Source organism: Nocardia harenae NBRC 108248, assembly GCF_001612885.1.
Taxonomy (GTDB): Bacteria; Actinomycetota; Actinomycetes; order Mycobacteriales; family Mycobacteriaceae; genus Nocardia; species Nocardia harenae.
Map to the genome: position 1 here is coordinate 186,242 of NZ_BDBH01000011.1, position 25,083 is coordinate 211,324.

Here is a 25,083-nt window from a genome sequence, read left to right on the forward strand (position 1 = left end):
CAGATTTGGATAATCAATATCTGATTTTGCGAGAGTGCCACTATGGACGCACATCCCCACACCCGGCCGGCCGGACCCCCGACCCGGCGTTGACATGGCCCCGCCTGCATGGAAATCTACTAGTTGACTTTTGAGAATGTAATTCTCCTAGCCGGAAGGGAGGTGCCGCCGATGACCGAGCTGACGTTGCGGGCGGCCGGGCTGCTCGATGTCGACACCGGCGAGATCGTCCGGCCGGGCATCCTGCGCATCGAGGGCGATCGGATCGCCGGGGTCGGCGGGCCGGTGACGGGTGCGGTCGTCGACCTCGGTGACCTGATACTGCTGCCCGGGTTCATGGATATGGAGGTCAACCTGCTGATGGGCGGGCGCGGCGAGACCGGGCTCTCCTCCAGCGTGAAGGACGACCCGGCGCTGCGCGTGTTGCGCGCGGTCGGCAATGCCAGGCGCACGCTGCGCGCGGGGTTCACCACGGTGCGCAACCTCGGGCTCTTCGTCAAGACCGGTGGCTACCTGCTCGACGTCGCGCTGGGCAAGGCCATCGACCAGGGCTGGATCGAGGGGCCGCGGATCGTGCCCGCCGGACACGCCATCACCCCGACCGGCGGGCACCTGGACCCGACCATGTTCGCCGCCTTCGCCCCCGACGTGCTCAGGCTGACCGTCGAGGAGGGGCTCGCCAACGGCGTGGACGAGGTGCGCAAGGCGGTTCGCTACCAGATCAAGCACGGCGCGCAGCTGATCAAGATCTGCGTCTCCGGCGGGGTCATGTCGCTCACCGGGGCGCCCGGCGCGCAGCACTACTCGGACGAGGAGCTGCGCGCCATCGTCGACGAGGCGCACCGGCGCGGGCTCCGGGTCGCGGCGCACACGCACGGCGCGGACGCGGTCAAGCACGCCGTCGCGGCGGGGATCGACTGCATCGAGCACGGCTTCCTCATCGACGACGAGGCCATCGACCTCATGGTCGAGAACGGCACCTGGCTGGTGCCGACCACCCGGCTCGCCGACGCCATGGACATGTCGCACGCCGAGCCGGAGCTGCTGGCCAAGGCCGCGCTCATGTTCCCCAAGGCCCGCACCTCGGTGCTGGCCGCGTACAAGGCCGGGGTGAAGATCGCCGTCGGCACCGACGCGCCCGCGATCCCGCACGGCCGCAATGCCGACGAGCTGGTGGCGCTGGTGGAGCGCGGGCTGCCGACGGTGGACGTGCTGCGCGCGGCCACCATCCGGGGCGCCGAGCTGATCGGCGTCGAGGATCGCGGGCGGCTCGCCGAGGGGTTGCTGGCCGACGTGATCGGCATCCCCGGCGACCCGGTCGAGGACATCACGCACACCAGGGACGTGCGTTTCGTGATGAAGGGCGGAAAGATCCATGTCCAGAAGTGACGACCTGCTGGAGATCCAGCAGACGCTGGCCCGCTACGCGGTGACCATCACCAAGGGCGATATCGAGGGGCTGCTCGCGGTCTTCACCCCCGACGGCAGCTACAGCGCCTTCGGCGACACCTACACCCTCGACCTCTTCCCCGACCTGGTGGCCGCGGCGCCCAAGGGGCTCTTCCTGACCGGGCTCCCGGTGCTGGAGATCGACGGCGACACCGCCGCAGGCACCCAGCCGCTCTGCTTCATCGACCAGAGCACGCACGACATGCGCATCGGGTACTACACCGACGCGCTGGTGCGCACCGCCGACGGGTGGCGGATCAAGACGCGGCGGATGACCTTCATCCGGCGCAGCGGGGATCACGACTCCGGGATTCCGCACGCCTTCGAGCGCTCCAAGGGATGACCGCCGACGCGAGGTCGGCGGGTGGGCCCGGCGATGGTGCGGGCACGGAGTTCGCCGGGGAGTGTCGCATCGCGGAGTTCCGCGCGGCGCTGCGGGCCTGGCTGGCCGCCAACGACCTCACCCCCGGGCCGGACCATTCGCTGGACGGCCAGGTAGAGCAGCTGCTGCGGGTCAGGTCCGCGCTCTTCGACGCGGGCTGGATCCGCTACGGCTGGCCCGCCGAGGTCGGCGGGCTCGGCGGCCCGGCCGCGCTGCGCGCCGTGCTCGGCGAGGAGATCGCCTCCCGCGACCTGGCCGAGCCCGGCATCTGGTCCATGATCGAGGTGCTCGCCCCGACCATGATCTCCTACGCCCGCCCCGAGCTCGCCGCCGAGATGGTGCCGCTGCTGCTCGCCGGCCGCGAGCAGTGGTGCCAGGGCTTCTCCGAGCCCGGCTCCGGCAGCGACCTGGCCTCGCTGAGCACCAGGGCCGTCGCGGACGGCGACCACTGGGTGGTCTCCGGGCAGAAGGTCTGGACCAGCCTGGCGCAGTACGCGGCGCGCTGCGTGCTGCTCACCCGCACCGGGCCCGGCCACGACGGGATCACCGCGTTCTTCGTGGACATGGACTCCCCCGGCATCACCGTCCGGCCGCTGCGCACCATGCACGGCGTGGACGAGTTCGCCGAGGTGTTCTTCGACGACGTCCCGGTGCCTGCCGACCGCATGCTCGGCAACCCCGGCGACGGCTGGCGGGTCGCCATGGACCTGCTCCCGCACGAGCGCTCCACCTGCTTCTGGCACCGCATCGCCTACCTCTTCACCCGGCTCGACCAGCTGCTGGAGCAGACGACGCAGCCCGACGACGCCGCGCTCGGCGCCGCCTACCTGGCGCTGCACCAGGTCCGCAGCCGCTCCCGCGGCACCCAGCGGCGGCTCGCCGACGGCGCGCGGCTCGGCCCGGAGACCTCGATCGACAAGGTGCTGCTCGCCACCGCCGAACAGCGGCTCTTCGACACCGCGCGGGAGCTGCTGCCCGGCGCGGTCGAGCTGGACGACGGGGTGTGGCGCACCGAGTTCCTGTACTCCAGGGCGGCGACGATCTACGGCGGGACCGCCGAGATCCAGCGCAACATCATCGCGCGCCGCCTGCTCGACCTCGGAAAGGAATGAGCGTGGGTCTGGACGCCGCCGAACTGGCAATGCTCACCGACGCCATGCGCCGCACCATGGGCCGGAGCTCGGGGCCCGAGCTGGTCCCCGCGCTCGGCGAGCTCGGCTGGCCCGACCTGCTCGGCGACGCGCCGGAACTCGCTGTGCCGCTGATCTTCCGGCTGCTCGGCGAGACGGGGTCGCACGGGCCGTTCCTGCTCGACGTACTCCGGCACGCGGGCGCGGAGCCCGCCGCCCTGCCCTTCGCGGGCGGGCGCTGGGTGGAGTGGGGCGAGCCGCTCCCGGCGGGCGGAGCCGACGCCTCCGCGCGCGGCTCGGGCGGCGCCGGCGCGGGTCACCGCTCCGACGGCACCGGCGCGAACGGGACAGGCGCGAGCGGGCGAACCGGGGCCACCGGGCCCGGCTCGGTGGACGAGGCGCTGCCCCTGCGCGCGGCCGCGGCCGGGACGACGCTCCCCGCCCACGCCCTCGCCGAGGGCCGCCGGGCACTCGGCTGGTGGCTGCTCGGCACCGGCCACGCCATGCTCACCCTCGCGCGCACCCATGTCCTGGAGCGCACCCAGTTCGGCCGCCCGCTCGCCTCGTTCCAGGCGGTCCGGCACCGCCTCGCCGAGACCCTGGTCGCCCTGGACGGCGCCGAGGCCGCCCTGCTCGTCGCCGACGAGGCGGCCGAAGCCGCGCGGAATTCGCGCGCCGCCGCGATCCCCGCAGGCACCGCCGCGGCCGGGACCACCCCGGCGGTGCACGGCCTCGATCCGGCAGCGGCCGCGGTCCACGCCGCCCTGCTGGCGAAAGCCGCCGCAGGACAGGCGGGACTCACCGCGGCCGGGCACTGCCAGCAGGTGCTCGGCGGTATCGGCTTCACCGCCGAGCACGACCTGCAGGCGCACGTCCGCCGCACCCTCGTCCTCGACGGATTGCTGGGCAGCACAAGAGAACTCATCCGAGAGGCGGGTGCCTGCATCCGAAAAGCCGGCTCCGCCCCCCGGCTCGCTCAGCTCTGAGAACCCGATCGCCCGGCCCCGGAACAGTCTCCGGGGCCGGGCGATCGCTGTCTCGACCCGGCTCAGCAGGCGGGCGAGGTACCGCCCTGGATGGCGATGAGCGCGCAGAAGGTGGCCGAGGCGACCTTCCAGGTGCCGCCGTCCTTCACCGCCTGCCCGGTCTGGTCGGGGAGCACCGGCGCCCCGTTGATCAGCAGCGAGTACCCGACATCGGCATTGTTCGCGTCTACCAGCTCGATCGCGCCGAGAGCCACCGAGGTGCCCTGGCCCTGCGGGTTGCTCGCCTGCCCCTGCAGAATGGGCAGGAAGGCGTCACCGCTCTCGACGAGCGCCGCCCGCTTCTCGGCGGGCTGGGTGGCGTCGAAGAAGACGGTGTACGCCTGGGTGATCGCCTGCGTGGTGGCCGCGTCGGCGGTGGGGGCCGCGGCGGTCGTGGTGGCGGCGGCCTCGGTGCTGCTGGCGGCGGTGTCGGACTCGTCGTCCGAGCCGCAACCGACCAGGACGGCGGACGCGACGACCGCGAGACCGAGACAGGCAGTCGCCTTGCGGAAGAGGGATTCGCGCATGAAACTTCCTCGTTTCAGGGGGAGGGATTGGGCGAGTGCGGCGACGCTATTTCATGTTCGCCTTCATCTCGTCCAGATGAACCAGAACCGGGAAGCCGTTGACGCTCAACGCGTTCCCGTGCCCGGTCTGATGGGAGTCGAACACCGACTGGATGGCCGCGTAGAAGCCCTGCACGTCCAGTGTCTGGTTGACGGCCCGCTTGGCCTGGCGCAGGCCGAAGGCGGGCATGGTCGCGATGTGCGCGGCCAGTTGCCTGGTGTGCGAGTCGAGCTCGTCCCGCGGCACCACGGTGTTCACCATGCCGACCTGCCGCGCCTCCTCGGCGGTGACCGGGCGGCCGGTGAACAGGATCTCCTTCGCCTTGCGGGCACCGAGCTCCCAGGTGTGGCCGTGGTACTCGACGCCACCGATCCCCATCATCACCACGGGATCGGAGAACAGCGCGTCCTCGGCGGCCACGATCAGGTCGCAGGGCCAGCACAGCAGCAGCCCACCGGCGATACACCGGCCCTGCACCGCCGCGATGGACGGCTTGGGCACGTTGCGCCAGCGCAGCGAGTACCCGAGGTACCGCTGCGACTCGGAGCCGTAGATCTGCTCCAGCGTGATCTTGTCCGTCCAGCCCTTGCCTGCCTTGAGGTCGTGCCCGGAGGAGAAATGTTTGCCCTCCGCCCGCAGCACGATCACCGCGACCTCCGCGTCCTCGGCGGCGCGGGTCCACGCGGCGTCGAGTTCGTCCAGCAGCTCACCGTTCTGGGCATTGGCCACCTCGGGCCGGTCCAGGGTGATGGTGGCGATGCGGTCCGCGACTTCGTAACGGATGTACAAGACGTGCTCCTTGCCGCCGGGGTGCGATGGAGCGAGAATAACATTCTCAGTTGCGGAAGTAATAGTCTCAATAAAGACGGAACATGCGTACCGTGACGGCACTGTCGCATGACGTTCTCCGGTACAGTGCATTCATGTTCTCTTCTTATGACCGGGGATCGAGGTGCCCGTGACCAGCCCGAGCGAGAAGCCGGCCTGGAAGCAGCGCGCGATCGAGCGGTCGCTGCGCTCGGCGAAGCTGCGCGCCGAGGAGCGCGTGCAGCGCTTCCTCGACGCGGCCCAGGCCATCATCACGGAGAAGGGAAGCACCGACTTCACCGTGCAGGAGGTCGTCGACCGCTCCCGCCAGTCGCTGCGCAGCTTCTACCTGCAGTTCGACGGCAAACACGAGCTGCTGCTCGCGCTCTTCGAGGACGCGCTGGCGCGCACCTCCGAGCAGCTCCGCGCCGCCGCCGACGGCCAGACCGACCCGATGGACAAGCTCCAGGTCGCGGTCGAGCTGCTCTTCGAGCTCTGCCGCCCCGATCCGGCCGCGCAGCGCCCGCTCTTCACCGACTTCGCCCCGCAGCTGCTCGTCTCGCACCCGGGGCACGTCAAGGTCGCGCACGCGCCCATGCTCGCGCTCTTCACCGAGTTGATGGACCTGGCCAAGGAGAAGGGCGAGCTCGGCCCCGACATGAACTCGCGCCGCGCCGCCGCCATGGTGATGCAGACGGTCATGTTCACCGCCCAGTCCACCGGCGCGGTGGACGAGGAGACGCAGCACCCGATCACCGCCACCGAGGTATGGAATTTCTGCGCGCACGGTTTCGCGCGCGGGTAGCACCGCACGATTTCCGGGTCCGGACACGGTGAGGGTGTCCGGTGGGCCGCCGGAGAGAACGCACGCGACGAGCGAGCGGAGGGCACCGCCCCCCGCTCGCTCCCGGCGTTTCAGGGGGCGGGGACCTCGATCACGGTCGCCGCGCCCATACCGCCACCCGCGCAGAGCGCGGCGATGCCGAAGCCGCCGCCGCGCCTGCGCAGCTCGTGCACCAGCGTCACCACCATGCGGGCGCCGGTCGCCGCCACCGGGTGGCCGAGCGAGCAGCCGCTGCCGCTGTAGTTCACGATCTCCGGGTTCAGATCGAGCGCCCTGATGGTGGCGATCGGCACCGAGGCGAACGCCTCGTTGATCTCGATCAGCTTCACCTGCCCGAGCGAGATCCCGGCCCGCCGCACCACCTTGGTGATCGCCTCGATCGGCGCCAGCCCGGTGACCGCCGGGTCGACCCCGACCGACGCCCAGGCCCGGATGTAGCCGAGCGCGGGCAGCCCCAGCTTCTCGCTGGCGACGGCGAGCGCCGCGGCGCCGTCGTTGGCGCCGGAGGCATTGCCCGCGGTGATGGAGAAGCCCTCGATCTCCGGGTGCAGCACCTTCAGCGAGGCCAGCTTCTCCAGGCTGGTCTCCCGGCGCGGGTGCTCGTCGGTGTCGAAGAGCCCGTGCGGGGTCTCGATCGGGACGATCTCCTCCTTGAAGCGGCCTTCGTCGATCGCCGCGATGGCATTGCGGTGCGAGCGCAGCGCCCAGGCGTCCTGCTCCTCCCGGGTCAGCCCCGCGCGCACGGCGGCGTTCCAGCCGACCGTGATGGACATGTCCATCGCGGGGGCGTCCGGGCGGTCCGGGTGGCTGGGCGAGGTCCACGGGTCGATCCACTCGTCCTCGCCGACCTTGAAGCGGGCGCGCGGCGCGGTGGAGTCGCTGTTCACCCCGCCCGCGATGATCAGCTCGTCCATCCCGGATCTGATCCCCGCCGCCGCCGACTGCACCGCGGCCATTCCCGCCGCGCAGTGCCGGTTCTGCGCCAGCCCCGGCACCGAGGTGAGCCCGGCGGTGACCGCCGCGTGCCTGGCCAGCACACCGCCGCCGTAGCGGCCCTCACCGAGGATCACGTCGTCGATCCGGCCGGTGTCCAAACCCTCGGCGGCCGCGCTCACCACATGGTGCGCCAGGTCGAAGGCATTGGTGTCGCGCAGCGTTCCCTTCCTGGCGGTACCGATCGGTGTCCGCAGCGCGGAGACGATGACGGCTTCGGGCATGGAGGGCCTCCCCGGCTCGTGGTGAGAATTGTATTCTTTTGATTCGAGAGTACGACTTGCGAGAAGGGATTGCGACATGCAGATCGATGGAGGCTCCGCGCTCGTCGTCGGCGGCACCGGCGGGCTGGGCGAGGCGACGGTGCGCCGGCTGCACGCCGCGGGCGCGCGCATCGTCGTCGCCGACGTGGCCGACGACAAGGGCAAGGAGCTCGCGAGCGAACTCGGCATCCGCTACGTGCACACCGACGCCACCGACGAGAACTCGGTGCGCGCCGCCGTGGAGGAGGCGGAATCCCTCGGCCCGCTGCGCATCGCGGTCGACACCCACGGCGGCCCCGCCACCGGCGGGCGGCTCCTCGGCAAGGACGGAAAAGCGCTGGCGCTGGATGGTTTCCGCACCACGATCGAGTTCTACCTGACCGCGGTCTTCAACGTGCTGCGCCTCTCCGCCGAGGGCATCGCCCGCAGCGAGCCGCTGGCGGAGGGTGCCCGCGGCGTCATCGTCACCACCTCGTCGATCGCCGGGTACGAGGGGCAGATCGGCCAGCTCCCCTACGCCGCCGCCAAGGGCGGGGTCGCCGCCATCACCCTGGTCGCCGCCCGCGATCTCTCGCCGCTCGGCATCCGCGTCGTCTCGATCGCCCCTGGCACCATCAACACCCCCGCCTACGGGCAGAACGCGGACAAACTGGAGGCGTACTGGGCGCCGCAGATTCCGTTCCCCAAGCGGATGGGGCGGTCGGATGAGTACGCGAAGCTCGCGGTGGGGATCATCGAGAACGATTATCTGAACGGTGAGGTCATCCGCCTCGACGGAGCCCTTCGCTTCCCCCCGCGGTAGTGCCGATCGGCGCCCGCACCGGGCCTCCCAGCATTCGCGGGGCTCGCCCAGGACAGCTGCGGCACCGGCGACTGGCGTGACGGAGGCCGGGGCACCCGGACGGGCGAACCCGGCCTCTCCAGTTCGGCCCTACCCCGCGACAACGAGATCGCGTCGAGCCGGACGATCTCGATCGACGTCGGAGACGGTGGGGAGCGCCGATATGTCAGCGGCGACGATCACCGACGACCCGACCTCTGCTCGATCTGCCGACAGATGTCGTCACGTATCTCACCGACATCGCGCGAGCGCCCGCTGCGAAACACCGGCAGTGAGGCGGCGCGGAGTCGGCGGTCGGACGCTTCGAGCAGCATCGCGACGCCGCAGCGAATAAGCGCCTCCTTGCTCACTCCGGTCACCGAGGCCATCGTCGTCCCCATGCCACCTATCGTAGGGTCCGCATTTGCCGTCCGGCGGTTGCATCCCGATGCGCGTTCGAGACCGTGACAAGCGACAGTGCGTCTGCTCGAATGGTGATCGACCGTAGATTCCGGCGGTTGTGGCTTGGCGAGTGGCGGGGGCCGATCGTGGACGCGATGCAAACAACCGACTGGCTGCGACGCGACGAGAGCATAGCGACGATGCGCTCGATCGGGCAGGTGGTGCGCGAGTACCGGCTCGCGGCGGGTGTCAACCAAGGCACGGTGGCCGAGGCAATGGGGCTGACTCAGCAATTTCTGAGCCAGGTCGAGAAGGGCAGCCGGAAGGCCACGCTCGAGCACCGTCGTGACTTCGCCCGGATTCTCGGAATTCCGCCGGAGGAACTCGGGCTCGCGCCCCCGGCACGGGGGCCGGTGTTCACCGACACCGACCCCGCGGTTGCCGCGAGCCGGGGTCGGTGGCGAGCTCAGCGGCACTGGCTCAACAGTCACCGCAGCGATCTGGCACGAATGGCGACACTGTACTACGACGTCGACTGCCGCCTGCCGCGGACATCGCTCATCAGCGGCGATGGCTGGGTGCCCGCCGCTCCCATGGAACTGGATTCGATCCGGCTCCGCCTCGACGAGCGGGCCAGGACCATGGAGGTCACCGGAGCCGAGCAACAGACCCGGCCCGTCCGTCCACTGCGGCTCCGGGACATCCCCTTCGAGTCCTACTCCGCGGCGGTACGGCACCTCGATCCACCACGCCTGTTCGAGTCACGACCGAGCTACCGCTATCTCGGCGGAACCATTGCCGATGGGTCCCTGGATTTCGGGCTCGCCGCCTACTTCGACAAACTCGATGTCAGTGAGGCACTCGCCCACGAGACCGCGGCAGCCTGCCTGGCACACCCCGAGACGCCGGACCTCCGATGCGCACTACCCTTCCGCGAATTCGTCGGTGACCCCTTCGACGCCGCGCGGCGCGCCATCATCCCGGCCATCACGACCCTGACGATCCGGCTCCGTCGATTCCCGGAGCCGCCGTCGTTCCTGCTGCACTGGCGAGATCCGGAACGGGTCGCGACGGCGGCGGGCGTTTACGACGTGATACCGGCGGGCGAGTTCCAGCCCTCCGGGGTAGCGCTATGGGACCGCCACAACGACTTCTCGCTCTGGCGCAATATCGTCCGTGAGTACTCCGAGGAACTGCTCGGCCACCCGGAACACGACGGCACTCGGAGTACGCCGATCGACTACGCGAACTGGCCGCTCTTCCAGAGTATGGGGGCCGCTCGCACCCGCGGGACGATGAGCGTACACCTGCTCGGCTTCGGGCTCGACGCGCTGACGCTGGCAGCCACTCTGCTGACCGTGGTCGTGGTCGACAACGACGTCTTCGACGACATATTCGGCTCCGCGGTGCGCTTCAACGACGAGGGCGAGATCGTCGGGATCGGCGACGGCCGCGGCACCGACGGGGTGCCGTTCACGCGAGAAGCGGTGACGCGAATGCTCGACACGGAGCCCATCGCCGCACCGGGAGCCGCGTGCCTGGCGCTGGCGTGGCAACATCGACACAGCTTGATCGGCTGAGACGAACCGGGAGGGCCCCATGCCCACGCACTCGCGCGCACTGACCGAGAGCGAGCGGGCGTGGCTTCGATCCCGCTCCTACCTGCGGGAAAATCGGCTCGAACTCGATCGCGCCGCCGCAGATCAATTCCCGGAGTTGCAGCGAGTGGCGGGATCCGCACTTCTCGCACGGCGGGAGTGGCTGCCGACTGATCCGTTTCCCCTGCACGACATAGCGCTGCGAGGACGGTTCGACCAGCCTGAGATTCCCGCACCACTTCCCCGGAGTTCCGCAATGCCGCTCCGCGAGGACGGCTCGCCGTACGAGACCTATTCGGCGGCGGTACGGGGAATAGCGGCACCGACGGTGTTCGAGAATCGTCCCACCTACCGGTTGTCACACGCCGATCTGGCGGGCGGTGATCCGGTCCTCGAATTCGGAGTCGGACACTACTTCGACAGTGTCGACGTAGGCGAGGCCGCTGCCCACGAATTCGCGGTAGCCCACCGTGACGGCGTCGTCCAGCCCGGGGTGCGCACGGCGATCACCGACCCGTGCGATTTGCGGCAACGTCCTGCGAATCTCGCCATCAGCACTTTGACCATCCGTCGCGATACCCGCACCGGCGAGCGCGAGTTCCTGTTGCACTGGCGCGATCCCCGCAAGACCGGGCATGCAGGCGGCCTGTACCAGGTCGTCCCCGTCGGCGTCTTTCAGCCCTCCGGGTACGCGGCCTGGAACACTGACAACGATTTCTCGTTGTGGCACAACATGATTCGGGAGTTCGCGGAAGAACTGGGCGGTGCCGATGAAGACCACGGTAGCGAGAAGGCCCCCATCGACTACGGATCGTGGGATTTCGCGAAACGAATCGACCGGGAAATCGGCACGGGGTCGATCGAGGCGTACTGCCTGGGGCTGGGAGTGGACCCCACGAGTTTCGCCACCGACCTGCTGACGGCCGTTGTCATCGACGGGCCGGTCTTCGATGAGCTGTTCGGCGACATACCGGCCGACAACGACGAGGGCCGGGTGCTCGAGTTACAGCCCTTCACAGTGGAGCACGTTCGCCGGCTCCGCTCCGAACACCCCATGCAGGCCGCCGGCGCGGCCGCCCTCGGGCTGGCCATCACCGGCCTGCGCTGACCCGGCCTACAACGACCTGTTGTACAGCACCAGGTTGTTGGAGTCCCAGCCATCTCCGAAGCCACGCTGGCGAGGTGAATATTTCGGAGACAAGCAACCTGTTGCACCGCGCTCTCGATCTCGGACTGGAATTCAAGACCCGCCCGGCGATCTTCGGGCGGCGCGAATCCGCCGAAGCGATCCGCGACCTGCTACTCACCGACCTTCCGACGGCGCCGACCGATGCGGACGCTGTACTCGACGACTTTCACGAACGGATACTGCCGCTGTGCAAGAACGAAGCGTCGCCACGCTTCCTGGGATTCGGCGACACAGGCGACGATCCGCTCGCACTGGCGGGCAGCCTGCTGGCCACCCTGACGCAGCAGAACCTGATCAATCAGTCGTTCGACAGTCCGAGCGCGACCTTCATCGATATCGCGGTACTGCGTTGGCTGCGCGACTTTCTCGGTTATCGGAACCCGGCTGTCGGCGAGGTCAGAACGGTGTGGGATGTCGGCGGCATGATCACGCCGGGCGGGACGACCAGCAATACGGTGGCGATGCTGCTCGCCCGGGAGGCGAAGGCACCAGGGACCATGCAATCCGGTGTCAGCGATCCCGGACGCTTCGCGATCGTGGTTCCGGAGGGGATCGGGCACTACAGCGTCCGGGCAGCCCTGACCTGGATCGGCTGCGGCGCGCAGATTATCGAGGTGCCGACGGCGGGATTCCGCTATGACAGGGCCGAACTCGCGCGAGCGCTCCGGCGCCACCGCGATCGGGCGATGGCGGTGGTGGCCTATGCCGGGGACAGCCGGACCCAGACCGTCGATGATCTGCGGGCGATCCATGACCTCGTCCGGGCGATCGACCCGACGATCTGGCTGCACGCGGACGCGTGCTGGGGGCTGCTCGCGGCGTTCACCCCGACCCTGCGAGGGAAGATCGACGGCATCGCCGATTTCGACAGCATCACCGTCGACCCGCACAAGATCCTGGCAGTGCCCTACAGCTCGAGCGCCCTGCTGGTTCGCGACCCCGCCGTCATCCGGAGCATTTCGACCTATTCCGATCTGATCATGCAGGAGGACTTCGCGTTCGGGCAGATCACCCCGTTTCTTGGAACCCGGGAATGGACATCGTTGAAGCTCTGGATGATGGTGCGCGGTCGCGGTCGCGACGGCCTGGCACAGCTGGCCGAACGACGATGCGAATCGGCACGGCGGTTCGCCGAACTGGTGGATGCCCACCCACGTTTGGTCCGGCTCAATGACCCGGATCTGTCAGCCGTCGTCTTCGCTCATCTGCCGATCGGGATCGAGGCCGGGCAGGTGGACCGCCGGGCACTCGATCGCATCAACGATCTCAACCTGGCGATCCACGCGCGAATGCTGTCCGAGGGCCGGTGGCATCTCCATCAGTTCACAATGCGGGATGACCTGGGCCGGCTGTACGGCGGCGCGACCGTCCACCCGCTGCGATTCATGGCAGGCAATCCCGCCACGACCGAGACACATATGCACGAACTCCTGACGTACCTGACCGTTCTCGTCCGCGAGATAGAAGGTGACGACGCATGACGGACGCCGGATTTCGGGCCGTATACGAAGCCGCAGGCATGTACGACAGGCTGTTGCTGCCGCACTACTTCGGTGGCGTCGAGGACGTGGAGCTAATCCGTAGCTGGCTGAAGGAGAACTACGGCGCTCAGACCTCAGCACTCGACGTGGCCGAGTTCGGCTGCGGCACCGGTCGAATGACCGAGGCACTGGCCCCCTTCGCCCGGACTCTTGTACTCGCCGACAACAGCGAGGCGATGGTTTCGGCGGTGGCCCGCAAATTTCCCGATGCGCAGACGTTCTGCGCGGACACCACCGACGCGATCACGTCGTTGCTGGCAGCGGGCCGCGCACAGAGCTTCGACCTGGTAACCGCGTTCTGGTCACTCAGTTACCCCATCGGTCAGTTCTTCGAAGAACTGACCGCTGCGGGGGTGCGCCCACATTCGGACCAGGCGGCGGCGCGTGGCCGCGCGCACGCTTTCGTACTCGGCTTGCTGCGGCTGGTGGCACCGGGCGGACATCTTCTGGTCCTGCTGTTCGATGCCGAGAGCCCGGAGCAGCAGCTGGTGACCTGGGCTTGGGAACGCGTCGCCCCCTTCCCGGCCGAGGGACGTTCCTACACCCGTGACATCGTGATACACGCTCTTCGCGCGGCGGAGAGTCAGGGGGCGGGCAGTCTGACGCACACTCGGCGCGGAGGAGTCGCCTGGGCGTCCTCCGGGCATGCGGCCCGTGAATGGTTCGACGGAGTGCACTTCAAGCACCACCCGCGGCTACTCGCCGACGCCGATATCGCCGACTCGGTAGCGGAATTCATCGAGCGATACACCATGCCGAACGGTGGGGTCGCACTGCCGAGTGGTGTGCACGTGATCGATTTCTGCGTGGGTGCGCACCCGGTGGCCTCGCTTCCGGACGGACTACTCGCATGACGCCCGAACTGTTCCGCGCCGCCGCCAAGGTATGCCACACCTTCACACCCGAGGGAGGGTACGGGTTGGTCTACGGATCCCAGGCTGCCGAGCCCGGCCGATCCCACGCCGACCTCGACATCGTGCTGGTCGGAGCAGACCGACCGGACGCCGCCACCATGGCAGGACTCATAGCCGCCGTGGCCCGCGTCCACGAGGACTTCGGCCTACGGGTCGATACCGAAGTCGAGTACGCGACGAAGCTCTTCGCGACCTACACCGATATCGACCGTGCCGTCGGACTGCGCTGCTTTCCGAGATACGCCGGGCGCCTTCGCCCGGGCCCGGTCGTCACCGAGACCGGTTGGCTCAACTCACCCGACTTCGCGCAGCGCTTGGTGCTCAATGCTCTCACCACTACGCATCTGTTCCTCGGCGGGAACATCCATCGCTACCGGGTCGATTCCGCGCGGGCTGAGCGCGCGCTGATCCTACTGGTTTCGTCGATGCTCGGCTCCGAGAACGTCGGCGTGCATGACGCTGTGCAGGCCCTCACCTGCGGCCCCGACGGCGCCACGGGCAAGGACTATCTGGGCTACCACCGGAACGCGCGTCTCTACGCAACGGTTCGGGCCGGGCAGGCCCGGCTGGGTCGTCCGGTGATCCGGGCCTGCGACAATAACGTCACCAACCCCTCCCGAAAGGAATAGCCGGTGAGCCCTGTCGGCATCACACCGCTCCTCGACCGTGTCACTTCCGCTGTCTCGGAGGCGATCGTGCGAGTCCGTCCGGATATGGCGGACGCGGACCCGGTGGTGCGACGATCCGATCGGGCCGACTTCCAGTCGAATGCCGCGCTTCCGCTGGCGAAGCGAGCCGGGGTGCCGCCGGTCGGACTCGGCGGCGAACTCGCGCGGTGCCTCGATACGGAGGTGATCGCCGAGGTGGAGGTCTCCGGGCCGGGGTTCTTGAACATCACCCTGGCCGACCGGGCCGTCTGGGCGAGCGTCGCGGTGCGGGTCACCGATGACCGGCTGGGCGTTCCCGCCACCGAGGAGCGGCAGCGGGTGGTCATCGACTACTCCGCGCCGAACGTGGCGAAGGAGATGCACGTCGGGCATCTGCGCACCACGATCATCGGGGACAGCCTCGCCCGGATCTTCGGATTCCTCGGTGCCGATGTCGTGCGCGCGAACCACCTGGGCGATTGGGGCACGCAGTTCGGGATGCTCATCCAGTACATCGACGAGCATCCCGAATCACACTGGCACACGCACGAACTCGGTGTCGGTGACAGCTCGGTATCGGCGCTGGACCGGCTGTACAAGGCCGCGCGGGCGCTCTTCGACTCGGACGCCGACTTCGCGGATCGGGCACGTACCCGCGTGGTCGCTCTGCAGGCGGGCGATCCCACTACCGTCGCGCGCTGGCGCGAGATCGTCGCCGAGTCGGAGCGGGCCTTCGGCGCGATCTACGACCGGCTCGGGGTGCTGCTCACCCCGGACGACTACGTCGGCGAGTCGTTCTACAACGACCAGCTCGACGACACCGTCGCCGAACTCCTCGGCAAAGGGGTCGCGGTGCCGAGCGACGGTGCCGTGGTCGTGCTCTCGGAGCAGGTCACCGGCCCCGACGACCGGCCCGCCGTGCTGATGGCGCGCAAGCGCGACGGTGGCTACGGCTACGACAGCACCGACCTGGCCACCATCAGGTACCGCCTCGCGGCGCTCGGCGCCGACCGGCTGCTGTACGTCACCGATTCCCGGCAGGCGCTGCATTTTCGGCTGGTTTTCGAGACCGCCCGCCGCGCGGGCTGGCTCACCGACGCCGTTCGCGTCGATCACGTCGCGTACGGCACCATCCTGGGCCCGGACGGTACGCCCTTCAAGACCAGGGCGGGCGGCACCGTCCGGCTGCTCGACCTGCTGGACGAGGCCGAGGCCCGGGTTCGCGCCATCGTCGCCGAGAAGAACCCGGACCTGCCGCAGGACGAACTCGACGCCATCGCCCGGCAGTCGGGCATCGGTGCGGTCAAGTACGCCGACCTCTCGACCTCGCGGGTCAAGGACTACGCCTTCGACCTCACCCGGATGACCGCGCTCAACGGCAATACCGGCGTCTATCTGCAATACGCGCACGCGCGGGTGCGTTCCATCCTGCGCCGCACCGGAACCACGGGCGAGGTCGATACAGCCGCGCCGCTGGAACCGGCGGAACGAGCGCTGGCACTCGCCCTCGACAACTACGGCGCAGTGCTTGGCGAGGTCGCCGAGACGCTGGAGCCGCACCGCCTCGCGGGCTACCTCTACGACCTCGCCCGCACCTACACCGGCTTCTACGACGCCTGCCCGGTCGCCACGGCCGAGGAGCCCGCGCGCTCGAATCGAATCGCGCTGTGCCGGTTGACAGCCCGAACCCTGGAGCTCGGGCTGAACCAGCTGGGAATCGCCGCCCCGCACCGCATGTGAGGCCCTACTTGTTCGCCGTGAGCTTCGCGATCACCGCATGGAAATCCGGGTGCTGGAAAGACAACTCCTCAGCGGCGTTGGCATAATCCAGCGTGGCCAGCACCGCCCGCTCGAGGTGCAGATTCAACAGCCGCTTGGTGCTCTCGACCGCCTGCTGCGGCAGCTGGAGAATCCGCTCGGCGGCGGCGAGCGCCGCGCCGAGCGGGTCGGCGACGACATGATTGACCAGCCCCATCTCGCGGGCCCGCTCAGCCGTGATCTTGGCGCCGGTGAGGGCGTACTCCTTGGCGAGCAGGAGGCTGGTGTGCAGCGGCCAGGTCAGCGGGCCGCCGTCGGCGGCGACCAGGCCGACCTGGACGTGCGGGTCCTTCAGATACGCGGTCTCGGCGATGTAGGCGACGTCGCTCAGCGCGACCAGGCTGCAACCGAGCCCGACGGCGGGGCCGTTGACCGCGGCGACGAGGGGAAGCCGGAGCCGGGCCATGCCGAGCACGATCTCCCGGCCGTGCCGGATGGTCTTGGCGCGCAGCTTCGCGTCCTGGGCCAGCTCGGCGAGGTAGGCGAAGTCGCCGCCTGCGGAGAACGCCTTCCCGGCGCCGGTGAGGACGGCGGCCCTGGCCTCGGGGTCGTCGTTGAGCTGGGGCCAGAGCTCGGCGAGGCCGGTGTGCAGCGCGTCGTCGACAGCGTTCAGCGCGTCGGGGCGGTTCAGCGTGATGATCCGGAGCGGCCCATCGGCCTCGACGCGGATCTCGGCGGGCAGGTCGTACATGATCAGGCTCCTAGGTCGAGAATGCGCTGAGCGATGATGTTCTTCTGGATCTGCGAGGTGCCGCCCATGACGCTCTGGGCGCGGCTGTAGAGGTAGTGGCCGAACATCTCCTCGTCGCCGGTCCCCGCGACGGCGAGCGCGGCGTGCCCGACGGACTGCTCGACCCAGGTCATGAGCAGCTTGTCCAGCGAGCCGTCCGGGCCGTGGGTGACGCCGTCGAGCTGCTCGGAGAGCCTGCGGCGGACGTGCAGCCGCAGCATCTCGGTCTGCACCGCGGCCCAGGCCAGCTCGCCGGGGTGCGGGCCGGTGACGCGGGATCGCAGCTGCCGCACGGTCTTCGCGTAGCGGGCGGCGAAGCCGAGGGTGGAGGGCTCGCGCTCGTGGCCGACCACGGTCATGGCCAGTTTCCAGCCGTCGCCGGGGGCGCCGACCATCTGCGCGGCGGGCACCCGGGCGCCGTCGAAGAGCACCTGCCCGAATTCCTTGGTGACGCCGCTGATCATGGTGAGCGGGCGCTGCTCGATCCCGGGCTGCTTCATCGGGACGATGAAGCCGGAGATGCCGCGGTGCCGCGGTGCGTCGGGGTCGGTGCGGGCGAGCAGCAGGCACCAGTCGGCGACGTCGGAGTAGCTGGTCCAGATCTTGTGGCCGTGGATGACGTACTCGTCGCCGTCGCGCACCGCGGTGGTGCGCAGCGCGGCGAGGTCGGAGCCGGCGCCGGGCTCGCTGAAGCCCTGGCACCAGCGCTGCGAGCCGTCGATCATGCCGGGCAGGAAGCGCTGCTGGAGTTCGGGGCTCGCGTGCCTGCCGAGCCCCACCACCAGGTAGCCGAGGCTGGGCCGGGCGGGGGCGCCCGCGGCGGCCAGCTCCTCGTCCAGGATCACGTCGTAGACCGGCGGCAGCGCGTGCCCGCCGAACTCGGCGGGCCAGGAGAGGCCGAAGAAGCCGGCCGCGTAGAGCGCGCGGTGCCACTCGCCCGCGCGCGCCCAGTAGGCGTCGCCGGAGGTCGGGAAGGTGCCCGCCACCCCGGCCAGCCAGGTGCGCAGCCGATCCCGGAACTCGGCCTCGGCGGGCGAGTCACGAAAGTCCATGGTCGATCTCCTCCAGACGGACGGCGAACAGTTCGGTCGAGGTCAGTGCCCGGCGCAGGAATACGTGGGCCAGGCACTCCCAGGTATTGCCGATGCCGCCGTGCACCTGGATCGAGGTCTCGCAGACGGTGTGCGCGGCACGGGCGGTGTAGACCTTGGCGATCCGGGCGGCGCGCAGCGCCTCGGCGGGGGGCAGCTCGTCCACCGCCCAGGCGGCGTGCCGGAGCACGCTGATCGAGCCCTCGATCAGGGCCCTGCTCTCCGCGAGAAGGTGCGCGACGGCCTGGTACGAGCCGATGGTGTGGCCGTACTGCTCGCGCACCCGCGCGTACTCGACGGCCAGGTCCTGGGCGCCGCGGGCCGCGCCGAGCAGGTCGGCGGTGGTGGTGGTGACGGCGAGTGCCCGCCACTGGGTGAGCTGGTCGGGCGAGAGCTCGCCGAGATGCTCGGAGCCGCCGGTGATCTCGGCCGTGTGCCGGGTGAGGTCGGCGCCGGACACCCGCTCCCCGACCTCGGCGGCGAGCAGCTGCCGGTCGTCGAGGAACAGGACCCGCTGCCCGGCGGCGGCCGCGGGGCGGTCGGGCTGCTCGCCGCGGGCACCATCCCGCGCGGCAACGCTGGTCGCGCCGAGCAGCTCACCCCCGGCACCACCCGGCGCAGCGACGCCGGTCGCACCCGGCCGCTCGCCGTAGGCACCGGCCGGCACGGCGACGTCGATCGCGCGGCCGTCGAGCCCGATGGTCGCGCCGGCATCGGCCGGGCCGCGCAGGTCGTCGGCGAGGACCGGCCCGAGGAAGGGCACGTCCACCAGCCCGCGCCCGAACTCCTCGGCGACCAGCGCCACCTCCACCCCGGAGGCGCCGTCGGAGCGCAGCGTGCGCCAGCCCGCGGTGTGCACCGCCTTCTCCAGCCGGGCGAGCCGGGCGGCGTCGTCCAGCTCGGCCACCGAACCGGGGCCGAGGTCGTCGGCGAGTTTCGCCGCGGCATCGCGCAGCTGCCGCTGCTCACTGGTCAGTCGGACGTCCATAGCGCTCCTCGAGGACTCGGCGCAGCACCTTGCCGGAGGGCAGGCGCGGGATCTCGGGCACGAAAACGACCCGGCGGGGCCGCTTGTAACCGGCCAGGTGGGTGCCGACCAGCGCGATCAGCTCGTCGGCGGAGACGGCGCCGGCGTGCACGGCGGCCACGATCGCCTCGCCGTCGCGCTCGTCGGGGGTGCCGAAGACGGCGCAGTCGTGCACCAGCGGGTGCGCGTGCAGCACGGCCTCGATCTCGGCGGGCGCCACCTGGAAGCCGCGCACCTTGATCATCTCCTTGGCCCGGTCGGTGAGCCGGATCCAGCCGCCTGCGTCCACCCGCCCGACATCGCCGGTGCGGTACCAGCCGTCGGCGAAGGCGCCCGCGGTCGCGGCGTCCGGCAGGTACCCGGCCATGACCGAGGCGGCGCGGCACTGGATCTCGCCGAGTTCGCCGGGGGGCAGCGGGGCGCCGGTGTCCAGGTCGGCCACCCGGATCTCGACGCCGGGCGCGGCGCGGCCGACGGAGTCGAGGCGGGCGCCGCCGAGCGGGTTGCAGGCGATCACCGGGAGCTCGCTGGCGCCGTAGGCGGGCAGCCAGGGCACGCCGGTGCGGGCGGTGACCCGCTCGGCGACATCGGCGGTGACCGGGGTGGCGCCCCACATGATGTAGCGCAGCGAGCTCAGGTCGTAGCGCTCCAGTTCCGGGTGCGCGGCCATGGCGAGCGCGATCGGCGCGACCGCCATCTCCACCGTGATCCGCTCGGCGGCAATGGTGCCGAGCACGGTGTCCAGGTCGAAGCGGCGGTGCAGCCGCATGCTCGCGCCCGCCTCGAGCACGGTGAGGATATTGAGCAGCCCGAGGATGTGCGAGGGCGGCGTCGCGATCTGCAGCCGGTCCGCGGCGGTGAGCCCGAGCACCGCGATCCACTGCCGCACCGCCACCGCGAGCGAGCCGTGCGTGTGCCGCACCGCCTTGGGCAGGCCGGTGGTGCCGGAGCTGAAGACCAGCACCGCGTCGGCGTCCGGGGGGTGGGGTTCCTCGATCGGCTCGGCCGGGGTGATGGGCTCGTCCAGGTGCCGCATGGGCAGCAGCCCGGCCAGCACCCCGTGGTCGCCGACGGCGTGCGCGGGCTCGGTGATCGCCAGCGCGTGCTCGACCTCGCCCGCCTTCCAGGCCGGGCTGAGCAGCACGACGGCACCGCGCAGCTGCCACACCGCCAGCACCGCGATCACGAACTCGGGCCGGTTGGCGGACATGAGCGCGACCCGGTCCCCCCGGCGCACGCCGCGGGCGCTCAGCTCGCCCGCCAGCCCCGCCGCGAGCGCGCTCAGCTCGGGCTTGGTGTAGGCGCGATCCTCGAAGCGGAGCGTCCCGTCAGCCGCCATCTTGGAAGTTCCCGTCACATAGGTGAGAATGTAATTCTCTTTGCACTAGAATATACGTACCAGGAGGAGGTTGTTCATGGCGAGTCCCAGATCGTCAGGTCCGGCGGACGGCACCGTGACCGTCATCCTGAACGGCAAGAAGACGGCGGTGCCGCGGCGTGCGGGCGAGACGCTGCTGGAGAGCGCCAGGCGCGGGGGGCTCGCCCCGCCCTTCTCCTGCGAAGCGGGCAACTGCGCCACCTGCATCGCCGTGGTCACCGCGGGGCACGCGACCATGCGCAACAACGACGCGCTGGCCGACGACGAGGTCGAGGAGGGGTACGTGCTCACCTGCCAGGCGGTGCCCGACACCGCCGACATCACCGTCGACTACGAGTAGCGGAAACGAGGCAACCCGCGCGGAAACGGCGCGGGTCGACTCACCGGGACGAGGTCAGCGCAGTTCGCGGGCCAGCTCCGCGATCATCTCCCTGGTCCGGCGCTTCGAGGCGACGAGGCTGTCCCGGTCGTCACCGATGGGCAGCAATCGGATGGAGAGATCGGTGGCGCCCGCCTCGGCGTAGCGCCGCAACCCGGCGGCGATCGCCTCCTCGTCACCGGCGATGCAGAGGTCGCCGATATCGCGGGCATCGCCCTGTTCCAGCAGCCGCTGGTAGTTCGGCGAGACCTCGGCCTCGCCGAGGATCCGGTTGGCCCGCGCCTTGGCCTCGGCCACCTCGCTCGCCGCGCAGAGGCAGACCGGGAGCCCGGCCACGATGCGCGGCGCGGGCCTGCCCGCGTCGGCGGCGGCCTTGCTGATCTTCGGCACGACATGGTGCTCGATGGCGCGCTCGTCGGCCATCCAGAGCACGGTGCCGTCGGTGCGCTCGCCCGCGATCCGCAGCATGACCGGGCCGAGCGCGGCGATCAGCACCGGGACCGGGGCGACCGGGCCGAGGTCGAGCGGGTTGTGCACGGTGAAGGTGTCGTTCTCCACGTCCACCGAGCCGGTGCCGCGCAGCGCGGCGTTCAGTACGTCGAGGTAGTCGCGGGAGTAGGCGGCGGGCTTCTCGTACGGCAGCCCGAGCATGTCCCGCACGATCCAGTGGTGCGAGGGCCCGACGCCGAGCGCGAGCCGCCCGCCCGCCGCCGCGTGCGCCGAGAGCGCCTGCCTGGCCAGCGCGACCGGATGCTGCGCCTGCAGCGGGACCACCGCCGTGCCCAGCTCGATCCGCGAGGTCCGCAGCCCCATGGCCGCGATGGTGATGAGCGCGTCGAAATCGGTGGGGATCTGCGGAATCCAGGCGGTGTCCATCCCCGCCGACTCGGCCCACTCGATATCCCGCAGCATGCGCTCCAGCTTGCGGCCGGAATCGCCCTTCTCCGGACCGATCATCACGCCGATGCGCACGGTGCCTCCCACCAGGTCCGAGACCAGTTCTGCACGTGGTTGTTCATTGGCGGATATGCTACTTCCAGAAAATGAGAATGCCAATACCGCCCGCGAGGAGAACCATGCCCGACCAGGACCGTCCGCTGCTCGATCGCACCGTGGTGATCTCCGGCGCCAGCCGCGGCATCGGCCTCGCCATCGCCGTCGCCGCCGCCGAGCAGGGCGCGAACGTGGTGCTGCTGGCCAAGACGGCGGAGCCGCACCCGCGGCTGCCCGGCACCGTGCACACCGCCGCCGCCGAGGTGCAGGCGGCGGGCGGCAAGGCCGCGGCGGTCGTCGGCGACGTGCGCAGGGAGGAGGACGTCGCCCGGGTGATCGCGACCGCCGTCGAGCGGTTCGGCGGCATCGATGTCGTCGTGAACAATGCCTCCGCCATCGCCACCGAGCCGACGCACGAGCTGAGCCCCAAGCGTTTCGACCTCATGCAGGACATCAACCTGCGCGGTACCTTCCTGCTCACCGCCGCCGCCCTGCCGCACCTGCGCGAGTCGGCGAACCCGCACGTGCTCACCATCGCGCCGCCGGTGAACCTGAACCCGCGCTGGCTCGGCGCGCACCCGGTCTACACGCTCTCCAAGTACGGCATGACGCTGCTCTCCCAGGGCTGGGCGGCGGAGTACGCCGACGCCGGGATCGGCTTCAACTGCCTGTGGCCGCAGACCTTCATCGCCACCTCGGCGGTGGCCGCGCTGCCGGACGCGGAGAACCAGCTGGCGGCGGCGCGCAGCCCGCGGATCATGGCGGACGCGGCGGTCGCCATCGTGACCCAGCCGGCGAAGTCGGTCACCGGCAACTGCTTCCTGGACGCCGACGCCGTCTCGGTCTACGCCGGAATCGACGACCTGACCCGCTACGGCGGCGGGGCCAACCCGACGCCGGATCTCTTCCTGGACTGAGACACCCCGCACCGCTGCGGGTCGTGCGGTGGGTGCCGCTGCGGCCGCCGGAGCCGGACGGCCGCTACCGGGCCGCGGCGGCGCCAGCGCGGTGCAGCTCGACGGCGGCCTCGGTCTCCGCCGTGACCAGGTCGGCGTTGATCTGGGCGCCCGCCATGGCACCGGCCGCGGCGGCGGCGCCCACCTGGGCGGCGAGGTCGGTGACATTGCCCGCCACCCAGACGCCCGGCACCTCGGTGCGGCCGAAGGGGTCGGCGGGCACGGTCTCGCCCATGCCGGAGGGGTGCTCCCGCGGCACCAGGCCGACCCCGGCGAGCAGCCCGCCGCGCGCGACCATGCGCGGCCCGACCACGATCGCCTCGCGCGCCAGCACGGTGCCGTCGCTCAGCCGGACGCCGGTGATCCGGTCGTCGGCGACGACCACCTCCGCCACCGTGCCCGGTACCAGCGCGATCCCGCGCGCGGCGAGCTGCTCGGCCTGCTCGGGGCCGGGCGGCGCGGTGTGCGCGAACACCGTGACGTCGGCGCTGAGCTGCCGGAAGAGCAGCGCCTGGTGCACCGCGTTCGGCCCGGTGGCGATGATCCCGATCGCCTTGTCGCGCACCTCCCAGCCGTGGCAATAGGGGCAGTGCAGCACATCCCGCCCCCAGCGCTCGCGCACCCCCGGAATCTCCGGCAGCTCGTCGGCCAGCCCGGTGGCGACCAGCAGCCGCAGCGCCGTCACCGCGCGCCCGTCGGCGAGCGTCACCGTGAAGCCGTCGCCGGTGCGGGCGACCGTGCGCACCTCGCCGGAGACGATCTGCCCGCCGTACCCGCGCACCTCCGCCCGCCCGCGCGCCACCAGCTCGGCGGGCGGCATGCCCTCCCTGGCCAGCAGGCCGTGCACCCCGTCCGCCGGGGCATTGCGCGGCGCGCCCGCGTCCACCACCAGCACCGAGCGACGCGAGCGCGCCAGCATGAGCGCCCCGTTCAGCCCGGCGGCACCGCCACCGATCACCACCACGTCGTAGCCGTCCCGCAGCTCTTCGGTCACCCTGACCACCTCCTCGGCTCCGAGGGTGCCCGCGCCCCGGCGAAATCGGCAAGGAGATTTGCCGGACCGGCAAATAGTTCGGCAGCCGGGCTCTACGGTGGACCGATGGCACCGGTCAAGACCGTCCAGATCACCTTCGACTGCGCCGAGCCCGAGCGGGTCGCCCGCTTCTGGTGCGAGGTCCTGGGATACGTCGTGCCGCCGCCACCCGATGGGTTCGAGTCCTGGGCGGAGTTCGACCGCACCCGCCCGCCGGAGCGCAGGGGCGCGGCCTTCTCCTGCGTCGACCCGACCGGCGCGGGCCCGCGGCTGTACTTCCAGCGGGTGCCCGAGGGCAAGGTGGTCAAGAACCGGGTGCACCTCGACGTGCGGGCGGGCACCGGGCTGGTCGGCGCGGAACGGCTCGCGGCGCTGACGGCCGAGTCCGCGCGGCTGACCGCGCTCGGTGCGGTCCAGGTGCGGGTCATGACCGCGGACGCCGACAACGAGTCGTGCATCGTCATGCAGGACGTCGAGGGCAACGAGTTCTGCCTGGACTGAGCGCAGAATGGGGCGATGGACGACGACCTGGACCGCGCGCTGGACGCGGTCGGCCCCCGGCTGCGGGCGCTGCGCAAGCAGCGCGAGACCACGCTGGCGTCGCTCGCCGCGACCACCGGCATCTCGGTGAGCACGCTCTCCCGGCTGGAGTCGGGGAGCCGCAAACCGACCCTGGAGCTCCTGTTCCCGCTGGCCAGGGCGCACGGCGTCACGCTGGACGAGCTGGTGGACGCGCCGCCGACCGGTGACCCGCGGGTACACCTGCGCCCGGTGCACGGCCGCGGCATGACCTTCCTGCCGCTCACCCGGCGGCCCGGCGGGATTCAGGCGTACAAGTTGGTGATCCCGGCCGGGGACGGCCGCCGCGAGCCGACCCAGCAGACGCACGAGGGCTACGAGTGGGTCTACGTGCTCAACGGCAGGCTGCGGCTCATTCTCGGCGAGCACGACCTGGTGCTCACCCCCGGCGAGGCGGCCGAGTTCGACTGCCGGGTGCCGCACTGGTTCGGCTCGGCGGACGCCGAGTCGGTGGAGTTCCTCAGCCTCTTCGGCAAGCAGGGCGAGCGCGCGCACCTGCGCGCCCGCCCCAAGGCCGAGCCGGGCTGA

Annotated in this window: 26 protein-coding genes; 16 read left to right on the forward strand and 10 right to left on the reverse strand. The window is 70.6% G+C overall.

Annotated features, from left to right (window positions below):
• The first annotated feature begins 171 nt into the window (after positions 1-171).
• Genes NH2_RS22110 through NH2_RS22125 form a run of 4 tightly spaced genes read left to right on the forward strand, consistent with a single transcriptional unit; the run spans position 172 to position 3,947 of the window.
• Positions 172-1,389, forward strand: coding sequence for a metal-dependent hydrolase family protein (locus NH2_RS22110; protein ID WP_067657637.1), 1,218 nt, complete (start codon positions 172-174; stop codon positions 1,387-1,389).
• Complete coding sequence (locus NH2_RS22115) at positions 1,376-1,792, forward strand: nuclear transport factor 2 family protein (RefSeq protein ID WP_067657639.1); 417 nt, start codon at positions 1,376-1,378, stop codon at positions 1,790-1,792. The genes NH2_RS22110 and NH2_RS22115 overlap by 14 nt, the downstream gene beginning before the upstream one ends.
• Positions 1,789-2,943: an acyl-CoA dehydrogenase family protein gene (locus tag NH2_RS22120; protein ID WP_084505773.1), complete on the forward strand. Its 1,155-nt coding sequence runs from the start codon at positions 1,789-1,791 to the stop codon at positions 2,941-2,943. The genes NH2_RS22115 and NH2_RS22120 overlap by 4 nt, the downstream gene beginning before the upstream one ends.
• The gene (locus NH2_RS22125) at positions 2,940-3,947 is read left to right on the forward strand and encodes an acyl-CoA dehydrogenase family protein (RefSeq protein ID WP_067657642.1); all 1,008 of its coding nucleotides are present in this window, start codon (positions 2,940-2,942) and stop codon (positions 3,945-3,947) included. Before NH2_RS22120 ends, NH2_RS22125 begins: the two co-directional genes overlap by 4 nt.
• A 62-nt stretch (positions 3,948-4,009) precedes the next feature.
• On the opposite strand, the gene NH2_RS22130 is transcribed toward NH2_RS22125, so the two are convergent.
• A complete protein-coding gene (locus NH2_RS22130) occupies positions 4,010-4,513 on the reverse strand; it encodes an MTB12 C-terminal domain-containing protein (RefSeq protein ID WP_067657645.1) in 504 nt (167 codons plus the stop codon).
• Between the two features lie 46 nt (positions 4,514-4,559).
• Positions 4,560-5,342 (reverse strand): enoyl-CoA hydratase, encoded by a 783-nt coding sequence (locus tag NH2_RS22135; RefSeq protein WP_067657648.1) that lies wholly within the window; start codon positions 5,340-5,342, stop codon positions 4,560-4,562.
• Between the two features lie 169 nt (positions 5,343-5,511).
• Here NH2_RS22135 and NH2_RS22140 point away from each other — a divergent pair, with 169 nt between their 5' ends.
• Positions 5,512-6,165 (forward strand): TetR/AcrR family transcriptional regulator, encoded by a 654-nt coding sequence (locus tag NH2_RS22140; protein ID WP_084505774.1) that lies wholly within the window; start codon positions 5,512-5,514, stop codon positions 6,163-6,165.
• Between the two features lie 110 nt (positions 6,166-6,275).
• Here the strand turns inward: NH2_RS22140 and NH2_RS22145 are convergent, their stop codons facing one another.
• Entirely contained in the window at positions 6,276-7,421 is a 1,146-nt protein-coding gene (locus NH2_RS22145) for a thiolase family protein (protein WP_067657654.1), read from the reverse strand.
• Between the two features lie 76 nt (positions 7,422-7,497).
• Here NH2_RS22145 and NH2_RS22150 point away from each other — a divergent pair, with 76 nt between their 5' ends.
• Positions 7,498-8,262, forward strand: a complete 765-nt coding sequence (locus NH2_RS22150) for an SDR family NAD(P)-dependent oxidoreductase (protein ID WP_067657657.1) — start codon at positions 7,498-7,500, stop codon at positions 8,260-8,262.
• Between the two features lie 218 nt (positions 8,263-8,480).
• On the opposite strand, the gene NH2_RS22155 is transcribed toward NH2_RS22150, so the two are convergent.
• Positions 8,481-8,681: a hypothetical protein gene (locus NH2_RS22155; protein ID WP_067657660.1), complete on the reverse strand. Its 201-nt coding sequence runs from the start codon at positions 8,679-8,681 to the stop codon at positions 8,481-8,483.
• A 90-nt stretch (positions 8,682-8,771) separates the two neighbouring features.
• Here NH2_RS22155 and NH2_RS22160 point away from each other — a divergent pair, with 90 nt between their 5' ends.
• From NH2_RS22160 to argS, 6 genes are all read left to right on the forward strand, one after another.
• The gene (locus tag NH2_RS22160) at positions 8,772-10,262 is read left to right on the forward strand and encodes a helix-turn-helix domain-containing protein (protein ID WP_067657662.1); all 1,491 of its coding nucleotides are present in this window, start codon (positions 8,772-8,774) and stop codon (positions 10,260-10,262) included.
• Between the two features lie 19 nt (positions 10,263-10,281).
• On the forward strand, positions 10,282-11,388 hold the full coding sequence (locus tag NH2_RS28390) for a hypothetical protein (protein ID WP_084505775.1): 1,107 nt from the start codon (positions 10,282-10,284) through the stop codon (positions 11,386-11,388).
• Positions 11,389-11,462: 74 nt separating this feature from the next.
• Entirely contained in the window at positions 11,463-12,950 is a 1,488-nt protein-coding gene (locus tag NH2_RS22170) for a pyridoxal phosphate-dependent decarboxylase family protein (RefSeq protein ID WP_218021736.1), read from the forward strand.
• Positions 12,947-13,864, forward strand: coding sequence for a methyltransferase domain-containing protein (locus NH2_RS22175; RefSeq protein WP_067657669.1), 918 nt, complete (start codon positions 12,947-12,949; stop codon positions 13,862-13,864). The genes NH2_RS22170 and NH2_RS22175 overlap by 4 nt, the downstream gene beginning before the upstream one ends.
• Positions 13,861-14,553: a hypothetical protein gene (locus tag NH2_RS22180; protein WP_067657672.1), complete on the forward strand. Its 693-nt coding sequence runs from the start codon at positions 13,861-13,863 to the stop codon at positions 14,551-14,553. Before NH2_RS22175 ends, NH2_RS22180 begins: the two co-directional genes overlap by 4 nt.
• A gap of 3 nt (positions 14,554-14,556) precedes the next feature.
• Positions 14,557-16,311: an arginine--tRNA ligase gene (argS, locus tag NH2_RS22185; protein ID WP_067657674.1), complete on the forward strand. Its 1,755-nt coding sequence runs from the start codon at positions 14,557-14,559 to the stop codon at positions 16,309-16,311.
• A 4-nt stretch (positions 16,312-16,315) separates the two neighbouring features.
• Here the strand turns inward: argS and NH2_RS22190 are convergent, their stop codons facing one another.
• From NH2_RS22190 to NH2_RS22205, 4 genes are read right to left on the reverse strand one after another with little or no spacing between them, the layout of a single operon-like run.
• Positions 16,316-17,080 (reverse strand): enoyl-CoA hydratase/isomerase family protein, encoded by a 765-nt coding sequence (locus NH2_RS22190; protein ID WP_067657677.1) that lies wholly within the window; start codon positions 17,078-17,080, stop codon positions 16,316-16,318.
• A gap of 2 nt (positions 17,081-17,082) precedes the next feature.
• Complete coding sequence (locus NH2_RS22195; protein WP_067657680.1) at positions 17,083-18,171, reverse strand: acyl-CoA dehydrogenase family protein; 1,089 nt, start codon at positions 18,169-18,171, stop codon at positions 17,083-17,085.
• Positions 18,158-19,198 carry an acyl-CoA dehydrogenase family protein gene (locus NH2_RS22200; protein WP_067657683.1) on the reverse strand — a complete coding sequence of 347 codons (1,041 nt, stop codon included), beginning with the start codon at positions 19,196-19,198 and terminating at the stop codon, positions 18,158-18,160. The genes NH2_RS22195 and NH2_RS22200 overlap by 14 nt, the downstream gene beginning before the upstream one ends.
• A complete protein-coding gene (locus NH2_RS22205) occupies positions 19,176-20,576 on the reverse strand; it encodes a class I adenylate-forming enzyme family protein (protein WP_067657686.1) in 1,401 nt (466 codons plus the stop codon). Before NH2_RS22205 ends, NH2_RS22200 begins: the two co-directional genes overlap by 23 nt.
• Before the next feature lie 76 nt (positions 20,577-20,652).
• Between NH2_RS22205 and NH2_RS22210 the strand changes: the two genes are divergently transcribed.
• Positions 20,653-20,955, forward strand: a complete 303-nt coding sequence (locus NH2_RS22210; protein WP_067657689.1) for a 2Fe-2S iron-sulfur cluster-binding protein — start codon at positions 20,653-20,655, stop codon at positions 20,953-20,955.
• A gap of 54 nt (positions 20,956-21,009) precedes the next feature.
• Here NH2_RS22210 and NH2_RS22215 read toward each other — a convergent pair whose 3' ends face one another.
• Entirely contained in the window at positions 21,010-21,966 is a 957-nt protein-coding gene (locus tag NH2_RS22215) for an LLM class F420-dependent oxidoreductase (protein ID WP_067658209.1), read from the reverse strand.
• Positions 21,967-22,070: 104 nt separating this feature from the next.
• Here NH2_RS22215 and NH2_RS22220 point away from each other — a divergent pair, with 104 nt between their 5' ends.
• Positions 22,071-22,904 (forward strand): SDR family oxidoreductase, encoded by an 834-nt coding sequence (locus NH2_RS22220; protein WP_084505776.1) that lies wholly within the window; start codon positions 22,071-22,073, stop codon positions 22,902-22,904.
• 64 nt (positions 22,905-22,968) lie between these two features.
• On the opposite strand, the gene NH2_RS22225 is transcribed toward NH2_RS22220, so the two are convergent.
• Positions 22,969-23,937: an NAD(P)/FAD-dependent oxidoreductase gene (locus NH2_RS22225; protein WP_067657695.1), complete on the reverse strand. Its 969-nt coding sequence runs from the start codon at positions 23,935-23,937 to the stop codon at positions 22,969-22,971.
• Between the two features lie 105 nt (positions 23,938-24,042).
• Here NH2_RS22225 and NH2_RS22230 point away from each other — a divergent pair, with 105 nt between their 5' ends.
• Positions 24,043-24,477, forward strand: coding sequence for a VOC family protein (locus NH2_RS22230; RefSeq protein WP_067657698.1), 435 nt, complete (start codon positions 24,043-24,045; stop codon positions 24,475-24,477).
• A 15-nt stretch (positions 24,478-24,492) separates the two neighbouring features.
• The gene (locus NH2_RS22235; RefSeq protein ID WP_067657701.1) at positions 24,493-25,083 is read left to right on the forward strand and encodes a helix-turn-helix domain-containing protein; all 591 of its coding nucleotides are present in this window, start codon (positions 24,493-24,495) and stop codon (positions 25,081-25,083) included.